The sequence below is a fragment of the Lentzea guizhouensis genome, from assembly GCF_001701025.1.
GTDB lineage: Bacteria > Actinomycetota > Actinomycetes > Mycobacteriales > Pseudonocardiaceae > Lentzea > Lentzea guizhouensis.
Map to the genome: position 1 here is coordinate 8,011,816 of NZ_CP016793.1, position 15,829 is coordinate 8,027,644.

General features: G+C 71.7%; 14 protein-coding genes and 2 pseudogenes. 7 read left to right on the plus strand and 9 right to left on the minus strand.

The features are described 5' to 3' along the window. The 4 genes and pseudogenes from BBK82_RS38410 to BBK82_RS38425 all read left to right on the plus strand — a co-directional run bounded on the left by BBK82_RS38410 (position 1) and on the right by BBK82_RS38425 (position 4,770). Complete coding sequence (locus BBK82_RS38410) at positions 1-1,062, plus strand: M20 family metallopeptidase (RefSeq protein ID WP_083268458.1); 1,062 nt, start codon at positions 1-3, stop codon at positions 1,060-1,062. Then, entirely contained in the window at positions 1,059-1,985 is a 927-nt protein-coding gene (locus BBK82_RS38415) for a GNAT family N-acetyltransferase (protein WP_335618011.1), read from the plus strand. The genes BBK82_RS38410 and BBK82_RS38415 overlap by 4 nt, the downstream gene beginning before the upstream one ends. Further along, positions 1,897-2,958 carry an o-succinylbenzoate synthase gene (menC, locus tag BBK82_RS38420; protein WP_335618128.1) on the plus strand — a complete coding sequence of 354 codons (1,062 nt, stop codon included), beginning with the start codon at positions 1,897-1,899 and terminating at the stop codon, positions 2,956-2,958. Before BBK82_RS38415 ends, menC begins: the two co-directional genes overlap by 89 nt. A 223-nt stretch (positions 2,959-3,181) precedes the next feature. Then, a pseudogene (locus BBK82_RS38425) lies at positions 3,182-4,770 on the plus strand (PucR family transcriptional regulator). A gap of 39 nt (positions 4,771-4,809) precedes the next feature. Here BBK82_RS38425 and BBK82_RS38430 read toward each other — a convergent pair. Beyond that, positions 4,810-5,496 (minus strand): metallophosphoesterase family protein, encoded by a 687-nt coding sequence (locus BBK82_RS38430; RefSeq protein ID WP_170068037.1) that lies wholly within the window; start codon positions 5,494-5,496, stop codon positions 4,810-4,812. Positions 5,497-5,591: 95 nt separating this feature from the next. Here BBK82_RS38430 and BBK82_RS38435 point away from each other — a divergent pair, with 95 nt between their 5' ends. Continuing rightward, the gene (locus tag BBK82_RS38435; RefSeq protein ID WP_065919327.1) at positions 5,592-6,620 is read left to right on the plus strand and encodes an alpha/beta hydrolase-fold protein; all 1,029 of its coding nucleotides are present in this window, start codon (positions 5,592-5,594) and stop codon (positions 6,618-6,620) included. 116 nt (positions 6,621-6,736) lie between these two features. Further along, a complete protein-coding gene (locus tag BBK82_RS38440; RefSeq protein WP_237047805.1) occupies positions 6,737-8,458 on the plus strand; it encodes a S8 family peptidase in 1,722 nt (573 codons plus the stop codon). 63 nt (positions 8,459-8,521) lie between these two features. Here the strand turns inward: BBK82_RS38440 and BBK82_RS38445 are convergent, their stop codons facing one another. After that, positions 8,522-9,367, minus strand: a complete 846-nt coding sequence (locus BBK82_RS38445) for a helix-turn-helix transcriptional regulator (protein WP_065919328.1) — start codon at positions 9,365-9,367, stop codon at positions 8,522-8,524. 99 nt (positions 9,368-9,466) lie between these two features. Between BBK82_RS38445 and BBK82_RS38450 the strand changes: the two genes are divergently transcribed. Continuing rightward, complete coding sequence (locus BBK82_RS38450; protein WP_065919329.1) at positions 9,467-10,225, plus strand: SDR family oxidoreductase; 759 nt, start codon at positions 9,467-9,469, stop codon at positions 10,223-10,225. Positions 10,226-10,384: 159 nt separating this feature from the next. Here BBK82_RS38450 and BBK82_RS38455 read toward each other — a convergent pair whose 3' ends face one another. The 7 genes and pseudogenes from BBK82_RS38455 to BBK82_RS38480 all read right to left on the minus strand — a co-directional run bounded on the left by BBK82_RS38455 (position 10,385) and on the right by BBK82_RS38480 (position 15,826). Further along, positions 10,385-10,900: a hypothetical protein gene (locus BBK82_RS38455; RefSeq protein ID WP_065919330.1), complete on the minus strand. Its 516-nt coding sequence runs from the start codon at positions 10,898-10,900 to the stop codon at positions 10,385-10,387. Positions 10,901-11,006: 106 nt separating this feature from the next. Continuing rightward, positions 11,007-12,221: an apolipoprotein N-acyltransferase gene (gene lnt, locus BBK82_RS38460; RefSeq protein WP_065919331.1), complete on the minus strand. Its 1,215-nt coding sequence runs from the start codon at positions 12,219-12,221 to the stop codon at positions 11,007-11,009. Then, complete coding sequence (gene mptB / locus BBK82_RS55110; protein WP_065919332.1) at positions 12,206-13,147, minus strand: polyprenol phosphomannose-dependent alpha 1,6 mannosyltransferase MptB; 942 nt, start codon at positions 13,145-13,147, stop codon at positions 12,206-12,208. Before mptB (BBK82_RS55110) ends, lnt begins: the two co-directional genes overlap by 16 nt. A gap of 52 nt (positions 13,148-13,199) precedes the next feature. Continuing rightward, positions 13,200-13,805 (minus strand): annotated as a pseudogene (gene mptB / locus BBK82_RS56490) (polyprenol phosphomannose-dependent alpha 1,6 mannosyltransferase MptB); the annotation flags it as partial. Between the two features lie 69 nt (positions 13,806-13,874). Beyond that, entirely contained in the window at positions 13,875-14,642 is a 768-nt protein-coding gene (locus BBK82_RS38470; RefSeq protein ID WP_065919333.1) for an SDR family NAD(P)-dependent oxidoreductase, read from the minus strand. A 46-nt stretch (positions 14,643-14,688) separates the two neighbouring features. Continuing rightward, positions 14,689-15,270 (minus strand): TetR/AcrR family transcriptional regulator, encoded by a 582-nt coding sequence (locus BBK82_RS38475; protein ID WP_065919334.1) that lies wholly within the window; start codon positions 15,268-15,270, stop codon positions 14,689-14,691. Positions 15,271-15,292: 22 nt separating this feature from the next. Beyond that, entirely contained in the window at positions 15,293-15,826 is a 534-nt protein-coding gene (locus BBK82_RS38480; protein WP_065919335.1) for a hypothetical protein, read from the minus strand. Positions 15,827-15,829 lie beyond the last annotated feature (3 nt).

Sequence of the window (15,829 nt, forward strand, 5' to 3'; positions counted from 1 at the left end):
GTGCTGACTGACATCGAACGCCTCGTCACCTGTGAGTCCCCGTCCACCGACCTCGCCGCCGTCGCCCGCAGCGCGGACGTCACCGCCGAGGTGGGCACGGCGTTGCTCGGCTGCGAACCGGAACGGATCGTGCTCGACGGCAGCACGCACCTGCGCTGGCGGCTGGGCGACGGCCCCCGGCGGGTGCTGCTGCTCGGCCACCACGACACGGTGTGGCCGATCGGCACCCTCGACCGGATCCCGTTCTCGGTGCGGGAGGGGGTGCTGCGCGGGCCCGGCTGCTTCGACATGAAGGCGGGCGTGGTGATGATCTTCCACGCCGTGGCGGCGCTGGGCTCCCCTGACGGCGTCACGGTGCTCATCACCGGCGACGAGGAGATCGGCTCGCCGTCGTCGCGGGGCCTCATCGAGACCGAGGCGCGCGAGCACCGGGCCGTGCTGGTCACCGAGGCCTCAGCGGACGGCGGCGCGCTCAAGACCGAGCGCAAGGGCACGTCGATGTACGAGGTGACGCTGCACGGCCGGGCCGCGCACGCCGGGCTCGAACCCGAACGCGGGGTGAGCGCGACGATCGAGGCGGCGCACCAGGTGCTGGCCGTGGCCGCGCTGTCCGATGTGGACGCCGGGACGACCGTCACGCCGACCGTGCTGTCCGCGGGCACGACGACGAACACCGTTCCCGCCCAAGGCAGGTTCATGGTGGACGTGCGGGTGCGCAACCTGGCCGAGCAGCAACGGGTGGACGAGGCGATGCGGGCGCTGGAACCGGTGCTCGACGGCGCGAAGATCGAGGTGACCGGCGGCCCGAACCGCGCGCCGCTGGAGGCCGCGATGTCCGCCGAGCTGTTCGCGCTCGCGTCCCGGCTGGGTGGGCCGCTGACCTCCGCCGCGGTCGGTGGCGCCTCGGACGGCAACTTCACGGCGGGCGTGGGCGTGCCGACGCTCGACGGACTGGGTGCGGTGGGCGGTGGCGCACACGCCGAGAGCGAGCACGTCCTGGTGGCCGAGCTGGCGCCGCGCACGGAGCTGCTCTCGGCACTGGTGAGGGAGCTGAGCGCATGACCGAACCGCTGCTGGCCCAGGACGTCGTGGTCCGCCAGCTCACCGAGCAGGCCGAGCTCGTGGCCACCGAACGGTTGTACGCCGGCATCTGGCGGTCGAGCGGGAACACTCCCCCGGTCACCGCCGAGCTGCTGCGGGCGATGACCAAGGCGGGCAGCTACGTGGCGGGCGCGTTCGAGGGTGACGAGCTGGTCGGCGCGTGCATCGGGTTCTGCTCGCCGCCGGCGGCCGGGTCGTTGCACAGCCACATCGCGGGTGTCGCGGCCAGGATGCGCGGCCGCAACGTCGGCTACGCGCTCAAGCTCGACCAGCGGGCGTGGGCGCTGGCCCGCGGGCTGACGTCGGTCACCTGGACGTTCGACCCGCTGGTCCGCCGCAACGCCTACTTCAACCTGGCCAAGCTCGGCGCCGACGCGGCGGAGTACCTGCCGGACTTCTACGGGGACATGCGCGACGGCATCAACGGCGGTGTCGAGAGCGACCGGCTGCTGGTCAACTGGCGGGTCGGCGCACCCGACGTCGCCGCGGTCTGCGCGGGCCGGCCGCGGATCGTCGAGGCCAGGGGCGTGGTCGGGCTGGGGATCTCCCCGGACGGCCTGCCGCTGCCGGGCACCACGGGCGGGTCGACCGTGCTCGCGCGGTGCCGCCCGACGTCGAGGCGCTGCGGGTGGCGAACCCGGCCGCGGCGAAGCAGTGGCGGCACGCCGTGCGGGAGGTGCTCGGCGGGCTGCTCGCGGGTGGTGCCCGCGTCACCGGGTTCGACCGGGCCGGGTGGTACGTCGTGGAGAGGAACGAGAAGTGAAGCTGACCGGGGTCGAGCTGCGCTGGGTCGAGATGCCGTTGAAGGGGCCGTTCCGGACCTCGTTCGGCACGCAGACCGTGCGCACGTTGCTGCTGCTGCGCGCGGTCACGGACTCCGGTGAGGGCTGGGGCGAGTGCGTCGCGATGGTCGACCCCGTCTACTCGCCCGAGTACACCGAGGGCTGCGCGGACGTGCTGCGGCGGTTCCTGGTGCCGGCGCTGGACGGCGAGGTCGACGCGATCTCGGTCGCACCGCGGCTGGCCAAGTTCCGCGGGCACCGGATGGCCAAGGGCGCGCTGGAGATGGCCGTGCTCGACGCCGAGCTGCGGGCCGCCGGCCGGTCGTTCGCCCGTGAGCTGGGGGCGACCCGCGACTCCGTGCCGTGCGGGGTGTCGGTGGGGATCATGAACTCGATCCCGGAGCTGCTCGACGCGGTCGGCGGGTACGTCGACGAGGGCTACGTGCGGATCAAGCTGAAGATCGAGCCCGGCTGGGACCTCGAGCCGGTGCGCGCGGTGCGGGAACGGTTCGGCGACGTGCTGCTGCAGGTCGACGCGAACACCGCCTACACGCTCGCCGACGCCAGGCACCTGGCGAAGCTCGACCCGTTCGAGCTGCTGCTGATCGAGCAGCCGCTGGACGAGGAGGAGATCCTCGCCCACGCCGAGCTGGCCAAGGTCGTGCGCACGCCGATCTGCCTGGACGAGTCGATCACCTCCGCGCGGTCGGCCGCCGACGCGATCACGCTCGGGGCCTGCCAGATCGTGAACATCAAGCCGGGCCGGGTCGGCGGGTACCTGGAGGCGCGGCGGATCCACGACGTGTGCGCGGCGCACGGCATCGCGGTGTGGTGCGGCGGCATGCTGGAGACCGGGCTCGGGCGGGCGGCGAACGTGGCGCTGGCGGCGTTGCCGGGGTGCACGCTGCCGGGTGACACGTCGGCGTCGGACCGGTACTACTCGCTGGACGTCACGGAGCCGTTCGTGCTGGAGGACGGCCACCTGCGGGTGCCGACCGGGCCGGGGCTCGGGGTCGTGCCGATCCAGGAGGTGCTCGACGAGGTGACGGTGAAGACCGAGTGGATCCCCCTCTGACCTCCACTGGCGTCTGCAAGTACCACCAGCTCAAGATCACCCAGCACTTTTCCACCACCAGCTCGCGCCCCGAGCCGGCCGGCGCGCGCAGGTGGTTCGACACGAGGCGAACAGGTTGGGTGTGGTTGGCGGTGGTTCGATCAAGAGTTGGCAGTACTTGCAGACGCCGCCAGGAGAACGGGCGGGATTCCTCTGTAGACGGTCGGCGTGGCACGGTGGTGGGGTGAGCAACCGAACCGGCCTCGCGCGTGTGCTCGACGACCTCGGCACCACGCTGATCGACCTGGTGCGCGGCGATCCGAGCCGGGCGGGCGGGATCGGCGGCGTGGTGATCGACGACCCGCACGACGACCAGGTGCTGCCGCCGTGCGCGCTGGTGCTGGGCGTCGGCGTGCGGGAGCCGGCCGAGATCAGCGCGCGGCTCGCCGAGCTGGGTGAGCGCGGCGGCGGGCGTCGTGCGCGGCCGGTCGCGGTCACCGACGAGGTCACCGCGGCCGCCGACCGGTCGGGGGTGGCGTTGCTGGGCCTCGCCCCCGGTGCGTCGTGGACGCAGCTCGCCGCGCTGCTGCGGTCGTTGCTGGCCGAGGGCGAGGTCACCGGCTCGGAGACCCTCGGCGGCACCCCGGCCGGTGACCTGTTCACGCTGGCCAACGCCGTCGCGTCGCTGATCAACGCGCCGGTGACGATCGAGGACCGCAGCTCGCGGGTGCTCGCGTTCTCCGGGCGGCAGGAGCAGGCCGACTCCTCCCGGGTCGAGACGATCCTGGGACGGCAGGTGCCCGCGCGGTACTCGCAGCTGCTGGAGGAACGCGGGGTGTTCCGCCGGCTCTACCGCAGTGACCAGCCCGTCTACATCGAGGACCTGCCCGACGACGAGGGCGGGGTGTGCCTGCCCAGGGTCGCGGTGGCGGTGCGCGCGGGGGACGAGGTGCTCGGGTCGATCTGGGCGGCCGTGCACGAACCGCTGCCCGCCGACCGGGAGCTGGCGTTCTGCGACGCGGCGAAGCTCGTGGCGTTGCACCTGATGCGGCAGCGGGCGGGTGCCGACGTCGAACGGAGGCTGCGCGCGGACCTGGTCAGCACGGCGGTCGAGGGCGGTGCGGGCGCGGCGGAGGCGGTGCGCCGGCTGGGCCTGACCGACCAGGACTGCGTGGTGCTCGCGCTGGGCTGGCCGACTCGCACGCCGACCCCGGCCGAGCACGCGCGGCTGCTGGCCGAACGGCAGCAGGTCGCGACGCGTTCGCGATGCACCTGACGGCCGTGCACCCGCGTGCCGCCGCAGCACTGGTCGGGGACGTGGCGTACGCGATCCTGCCGGCCGAGTCGGAGGACCGGGCGCTGCGCATCGCCACGGACTTCCGCAACCGGATCGGCGGTCGGGTGCTCGTGGGCGTCAGCCCGGTGGCCAACGGCCTGACCCTCGCCCGCGCGAAGGCCGGTGCCGACCTGGCGCTGCGGGTGCTGCGGGCGGGGCGGTCGCGGCAGGCGGTCGCGCGGGTGTCCGACGTGCACAGCGAGGGGCTGCTGCTGGAGCTCGCCGACCTGATCGCCGAACGCGGCGACACGCTCACCGGTCCCGTCGCGCGCCTGATCGAGTACGACCGCAGGCACAACGGCAACCTGGTCGAGACGCTCAGCGCATGGCTGGACGCGTTCGGGGACGTGGCCGCCGCGTCGGCCGCGGTGTTCGTGCACCCCAACACGTTCCGCTACCGGCTGCGGCGGCTCGCGGAGGTGGGTGAGCTCGACCTGACCGACCCGGACGCGCGGTTCGCCGCGATGCTGCAGCTGCGGTTGTGGCGTCCCAGCTAGCGCTCGGCAGCAGGGCCGGGGCGAACCCGGCCAAGCCGGTCAGCAGGCGTAGTGGAACGTCGTGACGATGCCCTGGTCGGTGAACTGGTGCAGGGCCATGCCCGGCGGGTGGTCGCGGTTCGCGGCCGGGTGGTCGCCGTCGAGGTTGGCCGCGGACACGATGCCCGGTGCCACGAGGACGGGCACTCCGGCGAACGTCGCAGTGCACGCGGTGTGGATGTGTCCACAGAGGATCGCCGTGACGGTGCCGATCCGGTTCACCAGTCCTGCCAAGGCGTCCGCGTTCAGCAGGCGCATCGGGTCGACGTAGGTGTGCCCGATCCGCATCGGGGGCTGGTGGAACGCAAGCACCGTGCGCCGCGCACCGGTGGCGAGCTCGGCCACGCGGCCGGCTTCTTCCGGTCGCAGCTCGCCGTGGTTCTCCCCCGGCACGACCACGTCCACCCCGATCACGCGCAGGTCGCCGACGTCGAGCGTCGGAGCGGAGGGCAGAAGTGCGGGCGTGTCGTGGTTGCCCGGCACCGCGAGCCACGGCAGCCGGCTCGCCATCACGGCGCTGAACTGCGCGTACTCGGGTTCGACGCCGTTGTCGGCGATGTCGCCGGTGAGCACGATCGCGTCCGGTTGCCGGTTCGGCGGCAGGAGGTCGAGCACGGCGTTGAGCCGGTCCGCGCGCTCCGGCGAGCCGTCCAGGTGGGGGTCGCTGAGGTGCAGCAATGTCGTCACGACGGCCAGGCTAAGGCCTGTGCAAAGCCTTGTGCGGTGACCGTGCGCGAGCGAGGTTCGCGAGCCAACGGCAAGATCGTGGTTGACTCGGGTGCATGCTTCCGTGGGAGGGCGAACTCGCCGGCCGGCTCGACCGGCACACCGTCGAATCCGAGCTGCTGCGCGACAACCCGCTCGGCGATCCGCACCAACGCCCGTTGTGGGTGTACGTCCCGCCGGGCTACGACTCGTCCGATGAGCGCTATCCGACCGTCTACGTGATCCAGGGCTACACGGGCCACCTCGGCATGTGGGCCAACCGCATGCCGTACCGCCAGCCGTTCATCGAGACCGCCGACGCCGTGTTCGCCAATGGCGCGCCACCGTGTGTGGTGGTGTACGTCGACGCGTGGACGACCTACGGCGGTTCGCAGTTCGTCGACTCCCCCGGCACCGGCCGCTACCACTCGTACCTGTGCGACGAGATCGTGCCGTGGGTGGACGCGCACTACCGGACCATCCCGGCCGTCGAGTCCCGCGCGATCACCGGCAAGTCCTCCGGCGGCTTCGGCGCGATGATCACCCCGATGCTGCGCCCCGACCTGTTCGGCGCCCTCGCCACCCACGCCGGCGACACGCTCTACGAGTACTGCTACCTCCCCGACTTCGCCAAGGCCGTGCGCTACCTACGCGCCTATGACCACGACATCCGCACGTGGTGGGCCGACTTCCAAGGCCGTCCCGCGTTCACCAAGCCGGAGGACGCCACGCTGCTGAGCACCCTCGGCGTCGCGGCCTGCTTCTCCGCCCTCGACGACGGCACCCCGGAGCTGCCGTTCGACCCGGTCACCGGCGTGCTGCGGCCGGACGTGTGGCAGCGCTGGCTCGACTGGGACCCGGTGCGCATGGCCGCCCGCCACGCCGACGCGCTGCGCTCGTTGCGCGCGGTGTGGATCGACGCCGGTCGCAGCGACGAGTACCAGCTCGACCTGGGCGCGGAGGCCTTCCGGGCGGAGCTGGCCGCCGTGGGTGTGCCGGACGAGCGAGTCCACTTCGAGCTGTTCGACGCAGGTCACGGCGGCATCGACTACCGCTACCCGCTCTCGCTGGCCTGGCTGGCGGACCGGCTGGCACGACTTTCGTAGGGTTTCTGAACGCCGCGCGTCCCTAACGCCGCCGTGGCACCTCTTCTGCTCGTAACGGGCCCCTGCACCCCGCGCGCTCAGCGCGGAGTCAGCCCACAGGGAGTGTTGGAGGAATCGTGTTCGTGCGTACAAGAGCACGCCTGCGTGCCGCGGTCATCGCCGCGGTCGTGGGCACAGGTGTCCTGGCGGCGGCCATCCCGGCGACGGCGGCACCCGCGGCGGGCAACCGGTCGTACCTGGTCATCACCGCGCCGGGCGACACGGCCGGGGCCAAGACGGCGGTCGCGGGCAACAGCGGCACGGTCTGGGCCTCCTACGACGCGATCGGCGTCATCGTGGCGCACTCCGGGTCGGCGGACTTCGCGACCCGGATGCGTTCGGTGACCGGCGTGCAGAAGGTCGGCGCGACCCGCACGTCCGACTTGCCGGCCGAAGCGGCGAACCCGGCCATCCCGACGGCTCCGGCGCAGGTCACGCCAGCTGACGGCGAGCCGGTGCGCACGGACATGAGCCAGATCGGCGCCGACCGGGCGTGGACGGTCAACCAGGGCTCGCCGAACGTGACCGTCGGTGTGCTCGACACCGGCGTCGACGACCAGCACGCCGACCTCAAGGCGAACTTCGACGCGGCCAACTCCGCGTCGTGCGCCTACGGCAAGCTCGACACGCGCGCGGGCTCGTGGCGCGACACGGACACGCACGGCACGCACGTCGCGGGCACGATCGCGGCCGCCAAGAACGGCAAGGGCATGGTCGGCGTCGCGCCGGGCGTGAAGATCGCCTCGGTGCGCATCGCGGAGAAGCCGAGCGGCCTGTTCTTCCCGGAGAACACCATCTGCGCCATGGTCTTCTCCGGTGACCGCGGCTTCGAGGTGACCAACAACAGCTACTACACCGACCCGTGGCTGTTCAACTGCCCGACCAACGCCGACCAGGACGCGATCCTGGAGGGCGTCAAGCGCGCCGTCGCGTACGCCGAGGGCAAGGGCGTGCTGAACGTCGCCGCCGCCGGCAACGAGAACTACAACCTGGCGGCCAAGACCACCGACGCCACCAGCCCCAACGACTCCACCCCTGCTACCCGCACGGTCACCAACGCCTGCCTGAGCCTGCCCGGCGAGCTCTCCGGCGTGGTCAGCGTCTCGTCGATCACCTCCTCGAACGCCAAGTCGTCCTTCTCCAACTTCGGCACCGACAAGGTGCACGTCGCCGCCCCCGGCGACAACGTCTACTCGACCGTCCCCGGCGGCCGCTTCGGCTCGAAGTCCGGCACCTCCATGGCCTCCCCGCACGTCGCGGGGGTCGCCGCACTCCTGAAGTCGGTCAACCCGACCGCCACCACCACCCAGCTGCGCACCCTGCTCGCCACCCAGGCCGACGACCTGTCCTGCTCCGACACCCGCTGCAACGGCACCGCCGCCAAGAACAACTTCTTCGGCGAGGGCCGCGTCGACGCCTTCGCCGCCGTCGACGGCGGCACCACCCCGCCCGGCCGCACCTTCGAGAACACCGCCGACGTCGCCATCCCCGACCTCGGCACGGCCGTGACCAGCTCCATCACCGTCTCCGGCGTCACCGGCAACGCCCCGGCCACCCTGAAGGTCGGCGTCGACGTCGTGCACACGTTCCGCGGCGACCTGGTGATCGACCTGATCGCCCCGGACGGCACCGCCTACCGCCTGAAGAACTCCAGCACCACCGACTCCGCCGACAACGTGGTGGAGACGTACACGGCCAACGCGTCGAGCGAGGTCGCGAACGGGGTGTGGAAGCTGCAGGTGCGGGACACGTACCGCAGCGACACCGGCTACATCAACGCCTGGAAGCTGACCTTCTAGGACCAGGGCGGGCCCTGCGGCTTCGGCTGCGGGGCCCACCTCGGAACGCCACCGCGTGCCGGCCTACCTGACGTCCTCGAACGTCTCGTGGCCCAGCACGCCCAGGAGCTGGATCTTGTCGGACGCCTCCGTGCGCGGCGGCGCGGTCAGCACCAGCAGCGCCTGTGACTGGTCCTCGGTGAACAGCGCCTGGCAGTCCACCTCGATCTCGCCGAGCTGCGGGTGCACCAGCACCTTGTGGTCCTCGTAGCGCTTCGCCACCTCGTGTCGCTCCCACAGCGAGGCGAACTCGGCACTCTCTCGTGTCAGCACACGCACCAACTCGCCCGCACGTGAGTGCGGGCCCATCGAGCCGTATGCCGCGCGCAGGTTCGCGACCTGGGTGCGCGACTGGCGGTCGCGGTCGCGTTCCGGGTAGATCAGGCGTTCGCCGGGGTCGGTGAACCAGCGGTAGATGCCGCTGCGGGCGAGGCCGGTGAACTTCGACGAGTCGCCGTACAGGGCGGCCGCGTGGCGGTTCTGCATCAGCACCTCGCTCAGGTTGGACAGGATCAGCGCGGGCGTGTCGGTGAGGCGGTCGAGGACCCGTTGCAGTGCGGGGGCGACGTGCGTGCTGGTGACCGACGGGGACGGGGCGTTGCGGCCGGCGACCCGGAACAGGTAGTTGCGGGCGTCGTCGGTCAGGCGCAGGGCGCGGGCCAGGGAGGCGAGCATGTGCTCGCTGGGTTGCGGGCCGCGTTGTTGTTCCAGGCGCGTGTAGTAGTCCGTGGACATCGCTGCGAGCGATGCGACTTCCTCACGCCTGAGGCCTGCCGCTCGCCTACGGGCGCCCACGGGCAGACCGACGTCCTCTGGCCTGAGCTCTTCCCGGCGGCGGCGGAGGAAGGCCGCGAGTTCCGCACGATCCATGGCTCCAGTATCGGGGTCGCACGGGCGTTAACCAGGGATCGCCGATCCCCCGACAACCGCTCTCTGCCGCACCCCTCGCGAACGGCAGAAGCTCTTGCCATGGACATCACCGGAAACACCGTCTTCATCCCCGGCGCCACCAGCGGCATCGGCCTGGCGCTCGCCCTCGCCCTGCGGGAGCGCGGCAACTCCGTGGTCGTCGGCGGCCGGCGGACCGAGCTGCTGGAGAAGCTCGCCGCCGAGCACCCCGGTGTCGAGACCGTGCGGATCGACACGGCCGACCCGGAGAGCATCAAGGACGCGGCCAAGGACGTGCTGGCGCGGTTCCCCGAGTTGAACGTCCTCATCACCATGGCGGGCGTTATGCGCGTGGAGGACTGGCACCGGCCTGAGACGTTCCTCGAGTCGGCGGAGAGCACGGTGACGACGAACCTCCTCGGGCCGATTCGCCTCATCGGTGCGTTCGTCGAGCACCTGCAGACGCGTCCGGACGCCACCATCATGACCGTGTCGTCGGGGCTCGCCTTCGCGCCGTTGAAGATCACGCCCAGCTACAACGCCACCAAGGCCGCGATCCACATGCTCAGCGAGACGTTGCGGCTGCAGCTCGCCGATACCTCGGTCAAGATCACCGAGCTGGAGCCGCCGGCGGTGCGGACGGACCTGCTGCCCGGCCACGCGGAGAACGAGCACGCCATGCCGCTCGACGAGTACGTCGCCGAGGTCATGAGCATCATCGAGGCGCAGCCGGAGGCGCGGGAGATCCAGGTCGAGCGGGTCAAGTTCCTGCGCTACGGCGAGGCGCGGGGCGACTACGACCAGGTCGTCGCCGCCCTCAACGCCTCCGACCCGCACTAGTGGTGTGGCGCAGAACGTTGCCGGGGGAATTCGCGGTCAGACGGGTGCATCGTGGTGTCGCCCCCACGTCTTCACACTGGACGTATGGGGGCGTGGGGGCGACACCACGAGGTGCCCTGCTGAGCGTGGATCACCTCGCCAATGTGCTGGGTCGCACCACTAGCCGCGCAGATAGGCGATGTACGACTCGGCCGCGGTCCGGGCACGCACGCGGAGCGCCTCCGGATCGGTCTTGGCCACCGCCTCGAACCCGTCACAGGACTCCGTGAGCGTGCTCGGGCTCATCACCGCCGCCGCGATGCTCGGCAGCTCGGCCTTGATGCACTTGACGGCGCGGCCGATGGCGTCAGGGCTGCAGAAGTCCTGCGGCGAGTAGCACTTCTCGATCAGGCCGTCGAGCACCGGCTTCGCCCGTTCGAAGATCAGCTTCATCCCGGCGAGGTTGTCGATCGCCTTCGGGATGACGACGTCCCTCAACTGTGTCAGGTCCTCGCGCTCGGTCCCTGGTTGCAGCTGCGCCTGGCACACGGGCTTGATGAACTCCTCGCGCACGATGGTGGTCATCGTGCCGACCGAGCTGGACAGGTTGTCATAGCAGGCGAACGCGCTCGCCGCGGTGGGCGCGAGCACCAGCGGGACCGTTGCGAACAACGCGGCCAGTGCGGTCTTCTTCATCGTCGCCGTCCTTTGTGGAGTACCGGGTGGACGGACGACGAGTTACCCCGGATCGACGCTGTGACACCGGCTTACCGGCGGCTCGACCGCATCGGGTGACACCCGGTCACTCCGCGTTGCGCAGGTGCACCCACTTCGGTTCGCGGCGGCGCAACAGGCCGACGAGGCACGCCATGAACGCGGCGGCGGTGAACACGACGTGCAGCGGGCCGCCGATCCGCGTGGCGATGGTGAGCGAGGACCGCAACGGCACGGTGCCCACCATCAGGTCCTCGGTGAACATGCCGGTCGACTGCACGACGCTGCCGTCCGGCCGCACCACCGCGCTCACCCCGCTGATCGCCGCGACCACGACCGCCCTGCCGTGCTCGATCGCGCGCAGCCGGGCCATCCCGAGCTGCTGGTAGGTCATCTCGCCACGGCCGTACCAGGCGTTGTTGGTCGGCACGACGAGCAGCTGCGCGCCCTCCGCCACCGTCTCGCGCAGCACGTAGTCGTAGGCGACCTCGTAGCAGATCCCGAGGCCCACGCGGGTGTCCGCGACGTTCAGCACGCCGGGCTCGCTCCCCGCCTCGAGGTCCTGCTGGTCGGCGAACGGCGTGACCAGCCTGGCCAACGGGCGCAGCGGGATGTGCTCGGCGAACGGCACGAGCTCCTGCTTCGCGTACAGCTCGCCGCTGCCGGTGCCGGGGCGCCAGGCGATCACCGCGTTCTGCCCGTCCTTCAACGCGCTCACCAGCACGGGCACGCCGAGGTCGTCGACCATCCGGTCCAGCACCGGGTCGCGGTCGCCGGTGCGGGTCGCGCTCTCCGGCCACACCACGAGATCGGGTTTCGGACCGGGTCGCGCGGCCAGCTCGGCGGTCTTGCGCAGGTGGTTCTCCCGCAGCTCGGCGCCCGCCTCGAGCAGGCCGAGGCCGATGTCCGGCGCGTTGCCCTGCACGACGGCGACGGTCTTCGTGCCATTCTCCGCCTGCACCGGCACGGTGATCACCACCGCGGCCAGCACCGGCACCAGCGCCCACGCCCGGCGCCACTCGCGCCACCGCGGCAGCCACGCCGCCAGCCCGAACCCGGTCACCACCACGGCGAACGTCACCAGCGGCGCGCCACCGACCGAGGCGAGCCGCCCGAACGGCCCGTCCACCTGCCCGAACGCCACCCGGCCCCACGGAAAGCCGTTGAACGGGATCAAACCGCGCGCGGTCTCCTGCAGCACGAACAGCAGGGCCACCCACACCGGTGCCGCCGGCAGCCGCGCGACCAGCGGGTACAGCGCGAACGCCGCCGAGATGAACGCCGCCATCAACGCCGACAGCACGGAAGAACGCGAGCCCGAACACGAACCCGAGCCGCCCCGGCCGGCCGCCCTGCAGCGCGAGCCACAGCACCAGGAACGCCGGCACCGCCAGCCACCACATCGTCCGCGGCGGGAAGCTCACCGCCAGGGCGCCGCCGAACGGAAACCCGGCCCAGAACGTGCCGCAGCACGAGGAACGCGCAGGCCACGACCGCGAGCCCGGCGCCGTAACCGACCACCAGCTCGGCCACCCGTCCGGCGAAGTCGCCCGCGAGCGGCGGCACCAGCAGGGCGAACACCGTGACCACCGCGGCGATCTTCGTCCGCCACACGCCCGCCGCCGCGAGCGGCAGGACCGCCCACAGCAGGTACCACGGCTGCACCACCGGGCCCAGCACCACGATCACGCTCATCATCAGCCCCAGCGCCATCACCTCGGAGATCCCGCCCCGCAGCTGGCGTGTCAGCACCACCGCGATCCCGCACAGGACCAGCACGAGCCCGGCGACCCGTCCCGCGGAGATCATCGCCTGGCCACTCTCCGCACCGAACACCGCACCGGTCAAGAAGCCCGGCCAGTTGCTCGGCGCCATCCAGCTCGGCACCTTCGAGGGCGTCCCGAGCGCCTGCAACCAGCCGAATCCCGCCTGGCCGGCCAGCGAGGTCACCACCGACACCAGCACGGCCACCACGACCATGGTGACACCACTCAGCGTGAACCTGGCCAGGCCGCCGCCGAGCCGCCGGGCCAGTGCCGTGCCGACGACCGCCAGCGCCACCAGTGCGGGCAGCTTCACCTGTGCGCCGAGCGCGATGAGCACGACTCCGGCGGTGAACGGCCACCACCGGGTGTCTTGGAGTGCTTCCAACGCGATCACGGTGCCGGCGAGCATGAGTCCGAGCATCAGGGCGTCGTTGTGCACACCGCCGATGAGGTGCCAGAGCACCCAAGGGGTTCAGCACACCCAGCCACAAGGCCGTGCGTTCCGACGTGCCGGCGAGCGCGGCCAGCCGTGGCACCGCCCACACCACGAGCAGCAGGCCCAGCACGGCGGCCAGCCGGTAGAGCGCGACGCCCGCGACCGGGTCACCGCCGGTGACCTGGGCGATCCCGCGTTCGACCGTGCCGAACAGCGGTCCGTAGGGCGACGCGGTCTCCCGCCAGTAGCCGCTGACCCGCGCCACCGCCTCGGCGCTCGCTCCGACGGCCGGGCTGACCACGTTCGGGTCGGACCCGCGGGCCGCCACCTCACCCTGCGCGAGGTAGCTGTACACGTCGAGGCTGAACAACGGCGGCGCCACCACGAGCGGCGCGCACCAGGTCGTGAGCGTCCGCCGCAGCCAGGTCGCCGTGGTTTGCGCGCCCGGCCGAGCATCACCCACGCCAGCACGACCAGGCCGACACCCGCGATCGCCGCGGCCAGCCCGAGGGCTCCCGCTCTCGTCGCCACCGCCCACGCGCCCCCGGTGAGCAGCACCGCGCCGCCGAACCCGGTCCAGCGCAGCACCTCTGCCGCGGGTGCCGGTGCGAGCGGGCGGGAGAGGGTCGCCGTTGACGTCTGCACGCCCCAGACCCTGCTGCCCCGGCGGCTCGTCCCGCGTCACCCTGCGGTCGCCGGTGCGCGTCCTACCTGAGGATGATCTCCTCCAGACCGAAGTCGGACAACCCCGGGCTCATCCGCCCGCGACCACGGCGACCCCGGTCCGGCCACCGTCCACGTCGATCACCGTGCCGTGCACGAACGCGGACTCGTCCGACGCGAGGTACACCGCCGCGGCCGCGATCGCGTCCGGGTTCCCGGACTGGCCGGCCGGGCTGCCCTGCATCATCCGGTCGCTGAGCCGCCGGATCTCGTCGTCCCAGTCCGCGGAGGCGATGACGCCCGGCGAGATCGCGTTCACGCGCACGCCCTGAGGACCGAACTCGGCGGCCCAGGCGCGGGTCATCGTCTCCATGGCGCCCTTGGTGGAGCTGTAGAGCGGTGAGCCCACGGCCAGGCGCGCGATCCAGGAGCCGAGGTTGATCACGACACCCCCGCCGGTGCCGATCATCGCCGGCACGAGCGCCTGGGTGAGGAAGAAGGGCGCCTTCACGTTGACGCCGTAGACGCGGTCGAAGGTCTCCTCGTCGGTGGTCGCCGTGGAGGCCGGCGGGTAGATGCCGGCGTTGTTGACGAGCACGTCGACCCGGCCGAGCACCTCGGTGGCGGCTGCGGCCAGCTCGCGGCTGGCGGCAGCGTTGCCGTCGAGCGAGGCACGCACGAAATCGGCCCGGCCGCCGTTCTCCCGGATCTGGGCGACGACGGCGGCGCCGCGTTCCTCGTCACGGCCGGAGACGACGACGCGCGCGCCCTGCGCCGCGAACGCGACGGCGATCGCGCGGCCGATGTTGCTGGTGGAACCGGTGACGAGGGCGGTCCTGCCCTGCAGACGAAGCGACATGCCAGCGACGTTAGGCACCTGTTTTTGGACCGGCAAGTCCAGGAGTTCAGCGCTTCAGGTGCTCGATCAACGTGTCCAGCGCGGCCTCCAGGTGCCAGGTGTCACCGGTGGACCTGAGCATCTGGACGCCGCCCTGGATGCCCGCGATGAACGCGCCGGCCACCCGGCTGCCGTCCAGTTCCGGGCGCACCAGCCCGGCGGCCTGCATCGCGGCGATGCCGGCCCGCACGTGGGCCTGCCACTGCTCCGTCATCACGGTGACCACCTCGGCAGCCCCCGGTGTGGTGACCACCTGCCCTAGCAGCGTGCCCAGCGGGCACGACCGGCCCTGGGCGCGGTAGCGGGCGACCACCGAGTCACGCCACCGCTCCCAGGCCGGCCACGACGTCAGCGCGCCGAGGTGAGGTTGCTGGTCTTCGAGGACCCGATCGGCCTCGTACTTCGCGACCTCCAGGAACAGCTCCTCCTTCCCGTCCGGGAAGTAGTGGAAGATCTGCCCCTTGCTCGTGCCGGTGATCGCCCGGATGTCGTCGAGCGTCACGCCGCTCGCGTCCTCGCTGCGCAGGTGCTGCGCGGCGCCCTCGATGATGCGCTGACGGGTGGCACGGCCCTTCGCGGTGAGTTTCACACCTGGACCATACAGTCCAGAACTACTTCTGCGAGGCGGCGATCTCACAGGTCTTCACGTGCTCCAGGCCGAGCGAGATCGACGCCGCGTCGTTGTTGGGACCGCCGAACGCGTAGCTGACCGCGGTGGCACCCGGCTCGTTGACGACCTCGACGTACCGCACGCCCTTCTCCCGCAGGCACTGCACGACCCGGTTGGCGAAGTCGACGGCGTCCGGGTTGCTCGCGTCCTTCTCCCACGGCGGCAGCGGGATCTTCGACTCGCACTCCTCGAGCGCCTGGTCGACCTCCTCCTTCGTGGGCTGCGGCCGGGTGCTGCCCTCGGCCGGACGTCCTTTGTGGTCCAGGCCGTGCCGGCCCATGCACTGGGCGAACGGCACGTTCAACGCCTCGTGGTCCTCCGGCGTCATGTCGAGGCGCTCGCGGGGCCGTTGCTCGGCTGCCGCGGACGTCGCGGTGGTGCTGCCGGGCGTCGAGATGGACGCGACCTGCGGTGCGGCGTCCGGTGACGAGCAACCCAGGAGTGCCAGGAGCAGGACGATTGGTGCCTTCTTCACGGT

What these genes read in the sequence shown, in the direction of transcription:
- BBK82_RS38415 (WP_335618011.1), top strand. Translation starts at nt 1,059, where the DNA reads ATGACCGAACCGCTGCTGGCCCAGGACGTCGTGGTCCGCCAGCTCACC.
- menC (WP_335618128.1), top strand. Translation starts at nt 1,897, where the DNA reads ATGCCGTTGAAGGGGCCGTTCCGGACCTCGTTCGGCACGCAGACCGTG.
- BBK82_RS38435 (WP_065919327.1), top strand. Translation starts at nt 5,592, where the DNA reads ATGCTTCCGTGGGAGGGCGAACTCGCCGGCCGGCTCGACCGGCACACC.
- BBK82_RS38445 (WP_065919328.1), bottom strand. Translation starts at nt 9,367, where the DNA reads ATGGATCGTGCGGAACTCGCGGCCTTCCTCCGCCGCCGCCGGGAAGAG.
- BBK82_RS38450 (WP_065919329.1), top strand. Translation starts at nt 9,467, where the DNA reads ATGGACATCACCGGAAACACCGTCTTCATCCCCGGCGCCACCAGCGGC.
- BBK82_RS38455 (WP_065919330.1), bottom strand. Translation starts at nt 10,900, where the DNA reads ATGAAGAAGACCGCACTGGCCGCGTTGTTCGCAACGGTCCCGCTGGTG.
- BBK82_RS38470 (WP_065919333.1), bottom strand. Translation starts at nt 14,642, where the DNA reads ATGTCGCTTCGTCTGCAGGGCAGGACCGCCCTCGTCACCGGTTCCACC.